The organism is Mesorhizobium sp. P2_C4, assembly GCF_056404575.1.
In genome coordinates, this window is the sequence record NZ_JBFUDT010000001.1 from 824,693 (window position 1) to 838,375 (window position 13,683).

Annotated in this window: 10 protein-coding genes; 5 read left to right on the top strand and 5 right to left on the bottom strand. The window is 62.9% G+C overall.

Going from position 1 to position 13,683, the window contains the following annotated elements; genetic code table 11:
• Positions 1-78: 78 nt before the first annotated feature.
• Together AC1DX6_RS03995 and AC1DX6_RS04000 are read left to right on the top strand one after the other, a co-directional pair.
• Positions 79-924: an aldo/keto reductase gene (locus AC1DX6_RS03995; protein WP_477311414.1), complete on the top strand. Its 846-nt coding sequence runs from the start codon at positions 79-81 to the stop codon at positions 922-924.
• 36 nt (positions 925-960) lie between these two features.
• Entirely contained in the window at positions 961-1,770 is an 810-nt protein-coding gene (locus AC1DX6_RS04000; RefSeq protein WP_477311416.1) for an MBL fold metallo-hydrolase, read from the top strand.
• A gap of 6 nt (positions 1,771-1,776) precedes the next feature.
• Here AC1DX6_RS04000 and AC1DX6_RS04005 read toward each other — a convergent pair whose 3' ends face one another.
• The 3 genes from AC1DX6_RS04005 to mutS all read right to left on the bottom strand — a co-directional run bounded on the left by AC1DX6_RS04005 (position 1,777) and on the right by mutS (position 5,977).
• The gene (locus AC1DX6_RS04005; RefSeq protein ID WP_477311418.1) at positions 1,777-2,331 is read right to left on the bottom strand and encodes a TetR/AcrR family transcriptional regulator; all 555 of its coding nucleotides are present in this window, start codon (positions 2,329-2,331) and stop codon (positions 1,777-1,779) included.
• A gap of 2 nt (positions 2,332-2,333) precedes the next feature.
• Positions 2,334-2,798 (bottom strand): nuclear transport factor 2 family protein, encoded by a 465-nt coding sequence (locus AC1DX6_RS04010; protein ID WP_477311420.1) that lies wholly within the window; start codon positions 2,796-2,798, stop codon positions 2,334-2,336.
• Positions 2,799-3,250: 452 nt separating this feature from the next.
• The gene (gene mutS, locus AC1DX6_RS04015; protein WP_477311897.1) at positions 3,251-5,977 is read right to left on the bottom strand and encodes a DNA mismatch repair protein MutS; all 2,727 of its coding nucleotides are present in this window, start codon (positions 5,975-5,977) and stop codon (positions 3,251-3,253) included.
• 179 nt (positions 5,978-6,156) lie between these two features.
• Here mutS and AC1DX6_RS04020 point away from each other — a divergent pair, with 179 nt between their 5' ends.
• The 3 genes from AC1DX6_RS04020 to AC1DX6_RS04030 all read left to right on the top strand — a co-directional run bounded on the left by AC1DX6_RS04020 (position 6,157) and on the right by AC1DX6_RS04030 (position 11,106).
• A complete protein-coding gene (locus tag AC1DX6_RS04020) occupies positions 6,157-7,350 on the top strand; it encodes a glycosyltransferase family protein (RefSeq protein ID WP_477311422.1) in 1,194 nt (397 codons plus the stop codon).
• 128 nt (positions 7,351-7,478) lie between these two features.
• Entirely contained in the window at positions 7,479-9,758 is a 2,280-nt protein-coding gene (locus tag AC1DX6_RS04025) for an NADP-dependent malic enzyme (protein ID WP_477311424.1), read from the top strand.
• A gap of 274 nt (positions 9,759-10,032) precedes the next feature.
• On the top strand, positions 10,033-11,106 hold the full coding sequence (locus AC1DX6_RS04030; protein ID WP_477311426.1) for a PAS domain-containing protein: 1,074 nt from the start codon (positions 10,033-10,035) through the stop codon (positions 11,104-11,106).
• Positions 11,107-11,223: 117 nt separating this feature from the next.
• On the opposite strand, the gene AC1DX6_RS04035 is transcribed toward AC1DX6_RS04030, so the two are convergent.
• Both AC1DX6_RS04035 and AC1DX6_RS04040 read right to left on the bottom strand, forming a co-directional pair.
• Complete coding sequence (locus tag AC1DX6_RS04035; protein ID WP_477311428.1) at positions 11,224-12,375, bottom strand: porin; 1,152 nt, start codon at positions 12,373-12,375, stop codon at positions 11,224-11,226.
• Between the two features lie 370 nt (positions 12,376-12,745).
• Positions 12,746-13,444 carry an antitoxin Xre/MbcA/ParS-like domain-containing protein gene (locus AC1DX6_RS04040; protein WP_477311430.1) on the bottom strand — a complete coding sequence of 233 codons (699 nt, stop codon included), beginning with the start codon at positions 13,442-13,444 and terminating at the stop codon, positions 12,746-12,748.
• Positions 13,445-13,683 lie beyond the last annotated feature (239 nt).

The window sequence follows — 13,683 nt, forward strand, 5'->3', positions numbered from 1 at the left end:
CCCGGGCGAAGACGAGGAGCTTCAGTCTGGATTTCCGGCGGCGGCTATGCTGCGATCTGACTTCACACGGAGCTGTCCATGTCATCCAAAATCAGAACCACCACGCTGCCTTCGGGCGAAGCCGTTCAGGTGCTTGGCCAGGGCACATGGAAGATGGGCGAGGATGCCCGTCGCCGTGCCGATGAGGTCAACGCCCTGAAGCTCGGGCTCGATCTCGGCATGACGCTGATCGACACCGCCGAAATGTATGCCAGCGGCGGCGCCGAAGAAGTGGTGGCGGAAGCCATTGCCGGGCGCCGCGACGAACTCTTTCTCGTCTCCAAGGTGCTGCCATCCAATGCCTCGCGCACCGGCGTGCCTGCTGCGTGTGAGAAAAGCCTCCGGCGGCTCTCCACCGACCGCATCGATCTCTATCTCTTGCATTGGCCGGGCAGCGTGCCGCTGGCGGAAACGGTCGAGGCGTTTGAGGCGCTGAAAAAAGCCGGCAAGATCCGCCACTGGGGCGTCAGCAATTTCGACACCGACGAGATGGACGAACTGACCGGATTTCCGGCCGGCGGCAACGTCCAGACCAATCAGGTGCTCTACAATCTGTCGCGGCGCGGCCCCGAATTCGACCTCGCGCCGTGGAGCCGTCAGCGCGGCATTCCGCTGATGGCCTATTCGCCGGTCGAGCAGGGCGCCTTGGCGCGCAACGCCAGGCTGGAGGCTATCGCTGCCCGCCACAACGCCACGGCGGCACAGATCGCGCTTGCCTGGGTGATGGCGCAACCGGGCGTCATCGCCATTCCAAAGGCCAGCCGCCAGGAGCACGTCCGCCAGAATGTTGCGGCCCTCGACATCAAGCTCACCGGCGAAGACCTCGCCGAGCTCGACCGCGCCTTTCCGCCGCCGACGCGCAAGCGCGGGCTGGAGATGATCTAGAGGAAGCGGTTTTCGGAAAAGGACAGAGAATAAGCATTGGAACGAATTTCAGCCGGGCCTCGTCACACCACCTATAAAATCGGAACGACGACGGTCACGTCGCTGCGTGACGGTTATGTCGACATGCCGATCAGACGGCTGCGCCAGCCCGGAGATCGGCCGTTCGGCGATGATCTGCCCTCGCAGGTGCCGCTCGTCGACGGCGCGCTCAGGCTATCGGTCAACGCCTTTGCCATCGATGACGGCGACGACATAACGCTGATCGACACGGGGTCTTCGAACGCCTGGCACCCGACAATGGGGCATCTGCCCGCCGCGCTGCGCGAGGCGAAGATCGCGGTCGGCCGGATACGCACTGTTGCCTTCACCCACACCCATCTCGACCATATACACGGGCTTGTCCTTGCCGATGGTGGCGACGGTTTTCCGCAACTCTCGCGCCTGCTGGTCCCGCGAGCTGAACTCGGCATGTTTCGCGAGGTGGCGAGGCTGGAACGCTTCCACGATCGCGCCCAGCCTCTCGACGCCGGACAGCGCCTCAGTGCTGACATTGACACGATCGCCACCCCCGGCCATGAAGTCGGTCACACCTGCTTTCGCCTCGTGAGCGACGGCGAAACGCTGCTCATCTGGGGCGATATCGTGCATGTGCCGTCGCTTCAATTCGACCACCCGGAGATCGCGTGGGAATTCGACGCCGATCAGGAGCAGGCGAGGAAAAGCAGGCTGCAGATATTGGCGCTTGCCGCTGGCAAAGGCTGCTACGTCGCGGGCGCGCATCTCGATTCACCAGGCGTCGGTAGGGTTTCCCGCACCAAAACAGCCTTCCGCTTCGAGCCCATGTAATGAACTTTAGCCGAGCGCCGCCCGCGCCCGCTGCAGCGCACGCGAAAAGACCGCCGTGTCGTCGAAGGCGCGCGCCAGCGTGAGTGCGCCCTGGATGGCGCCGACCGTCTCTTCGGCGAGTTCGTCTGCCCTGGCCTGGCCGTGTCCGGCGCGCGTCAGCGCTTCCGAGAGATGCGCCACCCAGCGGCCGAAATAGCTTTTGATTGCCTTGGCAAAAAGGTCGCGAGACTCGTCCAGCGCGAAGGCGCCGATCAGGCAGACCCGGCGGCCGGAGCGGAAATAGCTGTCGGTCGCCTCCAGCATGCGCGCGATGCCGGCCTGCGGATCAGCCTTGTCCTGCATCGGCACGAAGACATTCTCCTCGAACCAGCCGTCTATATGGGCGATGACGGCCGTCGCCATCTCTTCCTTCCCTCCAGGAAAGAAATGATAGAGGCTTCCCTTGCCGAGCCCCGTCGCTTCGCCGATCAGCAACAGGCTGGCGCCCTCATAGCCGTGCTCGCGAAAAACCTCGGCCAGGATGGCCAGCAAGCTGTCGCGATCGGGCGCGATCCGGCGCATCCCTACAGTCCGAGTTCGGACAGGCCCGGATGGTCGTCGGGCCGGCGGCCGAGCGGCCAGTGATATTTGCGCTCGGCTTCAGTGATCGGCAGGTCGTTGATGCTGGCCAGGCGCCGGCGCATCAAGCCGGCTGTGTCGAACTCCCAGTTCTCGTTGCCGTAGGAGCGGAACCAGTGGCCGCTGTCGTCACGCCATTCATAGGCAAAGCGCACGGCAATGCGGTTGTCGGTAAAGGCCCAGACCTCCTTGATGAGACGGTAGTCGAGCTCGCGTGCCCATTTGCGCGTCAGGAAAGTGACGATCTCGCCGCGGCCGGCGACGAATTCGGCGCGATTGCGCCAGACGCTGTCCTCGGTATAGGCGAGCGACACCCGCTCGGGGTCGCGGCTGTTCCAGGCGTCTTCGGCCATACGCGCCTTCTGCGCGGCGGTCTCGGCGGTAAAGGGCGGCAGCGGCGGACGGCTCATGGAATTCTCCCATCAGAAAAGGCGATGAGAGGTATTGTACCAATCGGTACAATGGCGTCAAGTCGGATAGCGTGCTATGGCTTTGTCACTTCTCGTCGGGGGCTCTTGTCAGCCGACCCGGATGAGAAATAAATTTGCCTGTCTATCTGTCTGGAGCGCTGGAGCGCAGTTGTGCTTAAACAAGTTATCAGGTCAATGTTCAAAACGTACGGGTACAAATTTTTAAAAACAGAAAATCTGTACGATACAAAAAGTACTAACTATGCATCGATAAGTACCGTAAGCGAAGTTGATGGGGAGGGTCGTATTCTTTTCATGTATCTATCAGATGAAGTCGTGAGAACCCACATTCTATCGGAAAAAAATGTAAGGGAGCTTATTTCTTCTTGTGAAGAAATATTAAATCACCAAGGTGGGGGACACCCGAGATCCCTTTGAGTTGGGACTTTTTCTCACTGGCTGCCGATTAGCCCCTTCAGCCGGTAAAGCACTTCCAGCGCCTCGCGCGGCGTCATCTCGTCGGGATTGATGTCGCCGAGCGCCGCACCCAGCGCATCGTTCTTGACCGGCTTAGGCGCTTCCCGTCTTGCCGCCACCGAAAACAGCGGCAAATCGTCGACCAACCGGTTCGCCTTGCCGGAGACTTCGCCTGCTTCCAACTGGTGCAGCACCTCTTTGGCGCGGCCCACCACCGCTTCCGGCAGGCCGGCCAGCCGCGCCACCTGCACGCCATAGGAGCGGTCGGCGGCACCCTTGCCGACCTCGTGCAGGAAGACCACGTCGCCTTCCCATTCCTTGACCCGCATGGTGACGTTGTGCAGCCGTGGCAGTTTGCCGGCCAGCGCCGTCATTTCGTGAAAATGGGTGGCGAAGATCGCCCGGCAGCGGTTCTTCTCATGCAGATACTCGACCGCCGCCCAGGCGATCGACAGGCCGTCGAAGGTCGCGGTGCCGCGGCCGATCTCATCGAGGATGACCAGCGCGCGTTCGCCGGCCTGGTTGAGGATCGCCGCCGTCTCGACCATCTCGACCATGAAGGTCGAGCGTCCCCGCGCCAGATCGTCCGAGGCGCCGACGCGCGAAAACAGCCGGTCGACGACGCCAATATGAGCCGATGTCGCTGGCACGAACGAGCCGGTCTGGGCGAGGATGGCAATCAGCGCGTTCTGCCGCAGGAAGGTCGACTTACCGCCCATATTGGGGCCGGTCAGCAGCCAGATGGCGCCGTTTTTCGTACCGCCTTCCGGCGACAGATCGCAATCATTGGCGACGAACGGCCCGTCGCCGGAGCGACGCAGCGCCTGCTCGACCACCGGATGGCGGCCGCCCGAGATGTCGAAGGCAAGGCTGGCGTCGACAATCGGCCGGCACCAGGCCTCGCTTTCTGAAAGCAGCGCGAGTGCCGCCGACACGTCCAGCACGGCCAACGCCTCGGCGCCGGAGCGGATGGCGTCGGCCTGGCCGACGGCTTCCGCAGTCAGTGTGTCGAAGGCGGCAAGCTCGACGCTCAGCGCCCGGTCGGCGGCGTTGGCGATCTTCGATTCCAGCGCCGCCAGATCGGTGGTGGTAAAGCGCATGGCGTTGGCCATGGTCTGGCGGTGGATGAAACGCGCCTTGGCGCCATCGCTGCCGGTCATGATCGCGTGATGGTTGGCGGTGACCTCGATATAGTAGCCGAGCACATTGTTGTGCCGGATTTTCAGCGAGCGGATGCCGGTCTCGTCGATCAGCGAGCGCTCCAGCCCGGCGATTACCTTGCGCGATTCATCGCGCAGCGCCCGCATCTCGTCGAGTTCGACATGGTAGCCGGCGCGAACGAAACCGCCGTCGCGCTTCAGCAAAGGCAATTCGTCGCCGAGCGCTTGCGTGAGATGCGCGGCCAGCGCGCGCGGCAGCGTCTTGATCGCCGCCAGCGCTGCTGCCAATTCCTGGGGCAGGGCGGTCGCTCCAAACAATTCGCCAATGGCGCCGGCCGCCTCGAAGCCGGCGCGCAGCGCGCCGAGATCGCGCGGGCCGCCACGGTTGAGCGCCAGCCTGGACAGAGCGCGCGGCATGTCGGCGACGCTCTTCAGGCTCGCCCGCACCGCCTGGCAGAGGCGCGTTTCCGTGCGGAAGAACGACACCGAGTCCAGCCGCGCCGTAATGTGTGCGGGGTCGGTCAGCGGCGCCATCAGACGGTCGGCCAGCAGCCTTGCCCCGCCGCCGGTCACCGTGCGGTCGATCGCCTTGAACAGCGAGCCGTCGCGGCTGCCCGACAGTGTGCGCAACAGTTCCAGATTGGCGCGCGTCGCCGGGTCGATGAACAGCGTCGAACCTTGCTCCTCGCGCTCCGGCCGCGACAATGGCGGCCGTTCGGCCTTCTGCGTCTTCTCGACATAGGCAATGGCACCGGAGATCGCCGACAGCTCGGCGCGCGAAAACGTGCCAAAACTGTCCGGCGTCGCTACCTCGAAGAAGCGGGCGATACGGCCGGCGGCCGACGCCGAATCGAACAGCGATGGCGGCTGCGGGTTGGCGACGCGGCCAAGCACGTCGAACACCGGTTTCAGCTCCGGATCATAGAACACCGGTTCGGCGACGATCAGCTCGCGCGGGTCGACGCGGAACACATCGGCCAGCAAGCGGTCGGCGGTGGTCTCGGCGACGCGAAAGACGCCGGTCGAGATCTCGATCCAGGCGAGTGCAAAGGTGTGATCGCTGCTGCCGCCCTTCACCCGGCCCAAAGCCATCAGGAAACTCGATTCCGATGGCGCCAGCAATTTGTCCTCGGTGATGGTGCCGGGCGTCACCAGCCGCACCACGTCGCGGCGCACCACCGATTTGCCGCCGCGTTTTTTCGCCTCGGCCGGATCCTCGATCTGCTCGCAGACGGCAACGCGAAAACCCTGGCCGATCAGCTTCTGCAGATAGTCGTCTGCGGCATGCACCGGCACGCCGCACATCGGAATGTCGAGGCCCTGGTGCTTGCCGCGCTTGGTCAGGACGATGCCCAGCGCCCGGCTTGCCTTCTCGGCGTCGTCGAAGAACAGCTCGTAGAAATCGCCCATGCGGTAGAACAGCAGCGAATCCGGGTTCGCCGCCTTGATCTCGATGAACTGCTCGATCATTGGCGTTGCGCCTGGCGCGGCGACCGGCGTCGGCGTCAGGGGCGCAGCGGTATCGTTGTCGGAAGAGATCATATCCATGGCCGCACGCTAGCAGATGTGGCCGGGCGGTTTAATGCCGGCGGCTGTGGAAAACAGGGGACGACGGCGGTTGCAAGCGCTCGCAACGGATCTCAGCGCCAAAGCCCACTCAGGTTGCGCCGGGCAGGGGCCAAGCCCTATGATCTCCAGCGGCGAAATCACAGGGGATCGGGTTGGATCAGGACAATCAGGAGACGTTCGATGAGATGGTTGGTCCCGTCGAGTCGACGACCAGGCGTCTGTTGCTTTTGGCGGCACGACGCGCCGACAGAACCACGAACAAACTGAGGGTTGCGGCACGCAAGCGTCTTCCCTTCATCCTCCCAGCGCGTGGCCCGCTGTCCGATCTCGATGGCGGCATCGAGATCGCGGCTCATGTGTTCAATCGCGATCCGCTGGTGCTGTATATGCCGGTTGGCGGTTCTTGCCCACTCTATCCGCTGGCGGCGATTGGCCGGCGCCTGGCATCACGCAAGGTCACTTTCCTGCTGATGCCGAGCTGGACGTTCGAAAGGCCTGATGTCGTCACCCGGATGGGCCGTGACCTCGACTGGTATGCCCGGCACTTTCCCCTGCATGAGGTCATCTTCCTGTGCAACACCGAGGAGGAGCGCCGTCTGATCAGCGGAGTCGGCGGCAATGCCATTTTCTCCAATCACAACCTGATGATATCGGAAAATGTCTTTCGACCGCTGCCGGATGTGCCGGTCGAGTTCGACGCCATCTACAATGGCCGCATCTCACCGATAAAGCGTCATCATCTTGCCTTCGAAATCGAGCGGCTGGCGCACGTCACTTACTCGATCGGCGAACTGCCTCCCGCCGCCGCCCGGGCCTTCGTCCGGCGTCTGCAGGCACAGTCGCCGCTTCACCGCATCGTCAATCCGATCGTCGATGGCCTGCCCGGAAGACTGACATCCGCCGAGGTCAACCGCGCCTACAACCAGGCTGCGGTCGGGCTCTGCCTCTCGGCAAGCGAAGGCGCGATGTATTCCTCGATGGAGTATCTGATGGCCGGGCTGCCGATCGTCAGCACGCCGAGCCTCGGCGGCCGCGATGTCTATTTCGATCCGGATTATTGCATCATCGTCGAGCCGGAACCGGCGGCCATCCGCCGCGCCGTAGAGACCTTGCGCGACCGCGCCATTCCCCGCGAGGAAGTTCGCGAAAGGACACTCGAGAAGGTTCGCGCCCAGCGCATCGAGCTGATGGCCTATCTGTCGGCGCTGTTGAAACGCAAGGGCAGCAGCGCCCCGCCGATCGAGACATGGCCGTTTTCAGGCACGCAAGGCCTGATGCGATGGAGACAGGTGCGCGACCAGGCCCGGGAAATTGCCGAGCTCGCCAGCGGGTCGAACTGCGGCTGACCGGATAAATTCCCGGAGATGCACGAGATCGCTTGTCGGTTTACAGCGGCGCCGTGTAGCCTTAGGGAACTTCAAAAAACACGCGCCCGTCTCAAGGGTGCCGGATGGGCGAGGAAATCAAAAGCATCATGGCCAGGAAAACCGAAAACAACGGTCCCTCCGTCAGCGCGCAGGAAGCGCTGGAGTTCCACTCCATGGGCCGCCCCGGCAAGCTGGAGGTCGTCGCCACCAAGCCAATGGCAACGCAGCGCGATTTGAGCCTCGCCTATTCGCCGGGTGTCGCGGTTCCTGTTCTGGCCATCGCCGAGGACCCCAGCCGCGCCTTCGACTACACGACGCGCGGCAACATGGTCGCCGTCATTTCCAACGGCACCGCCATTCTTGGCCTCGGCAATCTCGGCGCGCTGGCCTCCAAGCCGGTGATGGAAGGCAAGGCGGTGCTGTTCAAGCGCTTTGCCGATGTCGATTCCATCGATCTTGAAGTCGACACCGAGGACGCCGACGAGTTCATCAATTGCGTGCGCTTTCTTGGGCCCTCCTTCGGCGGCATCAACCTCGAGGACATCAAGGCGCCGGAATGCTTCATCATCGAGCAGCGGCTGCGCGAACTGATGGACATCCCGGTCTTCCACGACGACCAGCACGGCACCGCCATCATCTCGGCCGCCGGCCTGATCAACGCGCTGGAAATCACCGGCCGCGACATGAAAACCACCAAAATGGTCTGCAACGGCGCCGGCGCTGCCGGCATCGCCTGCATCGAACTGATGAAGGCGATGGGCTTTACCCCTGACAACATCATCCTGTGCGACACCAAGGGCGTCGTCTACCAGGGTCGCACCGAGGGCATGAACCAGTGGAAGTCGGCGCATGCGGTCAAGACCGAGACGCGCAGCCTCGCCGAGGCGCTAGATGGCGCCGATGTCTTCCTCGGCCTCTCCGCCAAGGGCGCGCTGACCACCGCCATGGTGCAGTCGATGGCCAAGAACCCGATCATCTTCGCCATGGCCAACCCCGATCCGGAAATCACGCCCGAGGAAGTGGCCGAGATCCGCACCGACGCCATCATGGCCACCGGCCGGTCCGACTATCCGAACCAGGTCAACAACGTGCTCGGCTTCCCCTACATCTTCCGCGGCGCGCTGGATGTGCGGGCCACCACCATCAACGACGACATGAAGATCGCCGCTGCCCGCGCGCTCGCCGAACTGGCGCGCAAGGACGTGCCTGACGATGTCGCCGCGGCGTATCAGGGCAACCGGCCGAAATTCGGCCCCAACTACATCATCCCCGTGCCGTTCGACCCGCGGCTGATCTCGGCCATCCCGATCGCGGTGGCAAAGGCTGCGATGGATAGCGGCGTCGCCCGCAAGCCGATCCTCGACCTCGACCGCTACCAGCAGGAACTGTCCGCCCGCCGCGACCCGATCGCCTCGACCTTGCAGCGCATCTACGACCGCGTACGCCGCCAGCCCAAGCGCATCGTCTTCGCCGAGGGCGAGGAAGAGCAGGTCATGCGCGCCGCCGTCTCCTATGTGAACCAGCGGCTCGGCACCGCCATCCTGCTCGGCCGCGACGATGTCATCAAGGAAAACGCCCGGAACGCCGGCATCGAGCTCGACAAGCAAGGCATCGAGATCATCAATGCCCGGCTGTCGCGCCGCAACGGCATCTACACCGACTATCTCTACGAACGCATGCAGCGCAAAGGCTTCCTGTTCCGCGACTGCCAGCGGCTGATCAACAACGACCGCAACCATTTTGCCGCCTGCATGGTGGCGCTGGGCGATGCCGACGGCATCGTCACCGGCGTTACCCGCAACTACTCCACCGCGCTCGACGACATCCGCCGCGTCATCGACGCCAGGCCGGGCCACTGCGTCATCGGTGTCTCGATCGTGCTGGCGCGCGGCCGCACCGTGCTCGTCGCCGACACCGCCGTGCACGATATGCCGAACGCCGAGCAGATCGCCGACATCGCCGAGGAGGCCGCCGGTTTTGCCCGCCGCATGGGCTATGAGCCGCGGCTCGCCATGCTCGCCTATTCCACCTTCGGCCACCCGCAGGGCGAGCGTTCCGAGCGCGTGCAGGAAGCGGTGCGCATCCTCGACAAGCGCCGCGTCGATTTCGAATATGACGGCGAAATGGCCGCCGACGTCGCGCTCAATGCCCGCGCCATGGCGCAATACCCGTTCATCCGCCTCACCGGCCCGGCCAATGTGCTGATCATGCCGGCCTTCCACTCGGCCTCGATCTCGACCAAGATGCTGCAGGAACTCGGCGGCTCCACCGTCATCGGCCCGCTGCTGGTCGGCCTCAACAAGCCGGTGCAGATCGTCTCGCTCAACGCCAAGGATTCCGACATCGTCAACATGGCGGCGATCGCGGCGTATAGCGCGGGGGCTTGACGAACGGTCCGCGCAGCGGACGAAAAGCCAACGGTGAGCCCGCGAACGCTTTTCGAGTGAGGCAAGGCCCGAAGCCATGGCGGAGGGCAGCTTGACGAGCCGTCCGCAGGGCGCGCGCGCAGTCGCGGGAATCTCGCGATTCCAGCCGAATTGGCTCTAAATCGACCGATTCCATAAGAGATTGATAATATTCGGCTGCTATAAGGGAGGTTCTTGCCCTTATGCCCCCAAGGCATTTGCGGCGCGCTCAGACCGCCAAAACGGGGGTGCGGCCATGAAGCATGACACGGTATCTGTGGTCGGCCAGGGGGTCTATCACGACGAGCGCCTGGATGCGCTGCTCAGCATCACCGGCCGCATGGACGGCTATCTCTACCGTTGCCGCAACGACTCGTCCTACACCATGCTCTATATCAGCGACGGCATTTTCACCGTCAGCGGCTATCGGCCGAGCGACTTCATTCACAACGCGGTGCGCGACTATGTCTCGGCCATCCATCCGGACGATCTCGCCGCCGTCTATGCCGCCGTCGACGCAGCACTTGCGGCGCGCTGCAACTGGAACGTCGACTACCGCATCGTGCCGGAGGTCGGCGAACCGCTGTGGGTCCGCGAGATCGGCGGCGGGGTCTGGGATGATGCCGGCGAGCTCGAATTCCTCGAGGGTTTCGTCGTCGACATCAGCGACCGCAAGGTTGTCGAGGACCTCAATGCCGAACTTCTGCTCGAACTCAAGGCCGCCAATGAAGAGCTCTCCGTGCAAAAGCGCGAGATCGAGCTGGCCAAGCAGCATAGCGACCACTCGGCCAACCACGATGCATTGACCGACCTGCCCAACCGCCGCGCCTTCCACAACGAGCTCAAATCGGTCATCGAGCGCTGCGACAACACCGGCCAGGCGGCTGGCCTGCTGTTCATCGATCTCGACAGGTTCAAGAAGGTCAATGACACGCTCGGCCACGAGGCCGGCGACGCGCTGCTGCAGGAGGTGTCGGGCCAGCTTCGCACGATCCTGCGCAGCGCCGATTTCGTGGCGCGGCTTGGCGGCGACGAGTTCGCCTTCCTGTTTTCGGGCGCGGCCGACCAGGCTCGGGAAAAGGCCATGCGTGTCGCCGAACGCATACTGGAGAAGCTGCGCATCAAGGTGCCGACGTCGACTGGCGCCATCCATGTCGGCTGCACCGTCGGCGTCGCCATCTATCCGTCGGAAGCGCCCGATCCGGAGGCGCTGATAACGCTCGCCGACCGGCTGATGTATATCGGCAAAAAGAGCGGCCGCAACCGGCTGGTCACCGCCGAGGCGTTGGAACTCGCGCCGACGTCCGACGACCTTCGCCGCACTGCCTGAGCGGAGCGCCGGATAGCCTGATCCTGCGCGAACCCCGCGGTGAGGCCATCCTCCGCCTCAAATGAAAAAGCCCGCAGCGATGCGCTGCGGGCCTTTCCTTGGAGATCGTAAGGTCGATCAGAACGAACGCTGGAAGCGGAGGATGCCGCCGACGCTGTTCTTGCTGTCGGCTTTGGTCCAGTTGGACGCCGGGAAGCTGCCGGCATGGAGGTAGTCCACTTCGCCCGTAACCTTGAAGCCCTTGACAATTTCATAGGCAACGTTGGCCGCGACACCGACGTTTTTGTCGTCGTCCGCCGACACCTGGACGTTGAACGAGGTCTTCTCGTTGAACTTGTAGGTGCCGCCGCCCCAGACGGCCCATTTGCCGCCCCACTGCTTGTAGAAGCCGCGGCCGCCGTTGAAGGTGACGAGGTTGTCGTCGCTGCCGTAACCGGCCATGAGGAACAGCGACAGTGCATCGCTGGCTTTCACGTCCAGGCGAACTTTGCCGGCAACCTCTTCATAGTTGCTGTCATAGGAGATCACGCCAGTGATCGCACCCCAGCCCTGCGTGTACTTCACGCCGCCGACGACATGCGGAACGTAGCTGTCGATCGTGTCGACACCAGCGCCTTCTTCGAGCGAGACCACGGCCGAGAAGCCATTGCCGGCGTCGAAGTAGTACTGGATGACGTTGGTGTCGAACGCGCCGTAGGGAACCAGCGTATCCTGAATGACGCTGCCAGCGTAGCCGATGAACGTATCGAAGGCCGATTCGTCCTTACCGACGCGGAGACCACCGAGCTGAATCCAGGCGAAGTTCAGCGAGGGTGTCCTGCTGCTAGCCTGCCAATCGGAGCTGCTCCCCAACGGGCCGGCGCCATCCGGGTCCGAGCCATACACGTTCTTGTTGCCGAAGTTGAACCGGGTCTCGGTGTAGGTCTTCAAGGTGCCGAGCTCGGTTTCCTGGCCGGTCCACGTCTTCAGCGTGAAGCGCGCATTCTTCTTCCAGGTGTCGTGGGTGCCGTCACCCATGTGGTCCGGAACGCGATTGACGCCGTCGAACGAGCCGACGTCGCCGGCGCCGATGTCGTAGCGGACATAGCCGCCGATGCGCAGGCAGGTGTCAGTGCCTGGAATGTAGAAATAGCCGGCGCCGTAGACGTCGCAGATCTTGACGTATTCGGCCGGTTCCGGCTCGGCGACGACGACCGCGTCGGCGGCGCGTGCGCCCGAAACTGCGATCAGGGCCGCAGCGGAGCCGAGAAGAAGGCTCTTGATGTTCATTTTCTGAATCTCCAGTCAGTCAAAGGTTCAAAACAGGTCGGGCATCCTGCTCATTCGCAGTGTTTCTACCCCATCCCCACCATCGAAAAAGACGCGCACCGCGCCGCTTCTTCGACTTTGACATGACCTAAGCGGCGGTGGCGTACAACATAGATCGTGGCGGAAAAGTGGTTTTTGGATTCTTCCAAAAGTATTGTTGCGTAAATGCCACGAAAATAGAAATAAATTGGGACATATGGCACATCTTGCACAAATTTATGTGCCAAACCTGCTGCCAGATAGGTTTGACCAATATTACAAAATTATGAAACGTTAGTTGGCTAATACATTTCTGGAGTGTTAGCCTAATGCATTGATTTCATGCCAGAAATCAAGCCGGAGAGAATCTCCGCGCCGCCTTCACAACATCCTGCACCATGTCCTGCTTGAGCATTTCAATGGGGACGCGGCCATCGAGCTCGCGTGAAGGACGGTTCAGCCATGACCACGCAACCCTTGGAGTGGTGATCAGCGAAAGCACCTCGCTTATGCCGGGAGCCGGCCTGCCGTCGACGAACTGGGCGAGCGGGAAAACGTGTTTGCGGCCGCCCTTGCGCAAGGCAATAACCTCGTTGCGCTTCTGCCAGCGATGCAATGTCGAGCGCGGAATGCGAAAATTCTCTTCCAGATAGGTCGATCCGGCGACTTCGCCCGCCCAATCCTCGATCAGCACCGATTGAAGGTCGTCGGTCCGCTCGCGCGGCGAAGCGGGTTTCCGGCTGTCGATTGCCGATGCCGAGGCTGCGCTTTCACCCACCGCCGGGTCGCGAGGTGCCGCCGCCATTGTATGGACGAACTCCGAAGCCAGAGCGCCCCATTCGCCCTTGTAGGAGCCGATCGCGATCCGCTGTGCTTGCGGCAGGAAAGGCAGGCTGGCGGCGACGCTGCCGGCAAGGGCGCTGGTTGAAACCAGGGTCTGTGTGTCAAGGACGACGCCATGCCGGATCAGCGCTTGTTGCACCGCTTCCGCCACCAGGCCTGCCAAGGCATCCTGCGAGATCCCATCCGTCGGGTTTTGAAATCTGGTCATGTATCTGCCTTGCGGGCCACGCGCTCTCCTCCCAGCTGCAGCCGATTGAAATGGCTACTGCAGGAAGCGCAAATGGCGACAACGACAAACACAGCGACCCGGCAGGTTGCTGTCTTGCACCGAACACCCCAACTAGACTCTCGACGTCCCGAAATGTCAGTCGCAGGACGTCTCAGTTTGCATGTAGGTGCGATGTGTGACAGGCGCACGACAGGTGAGCGATCGGTTTCGCCGAAGGC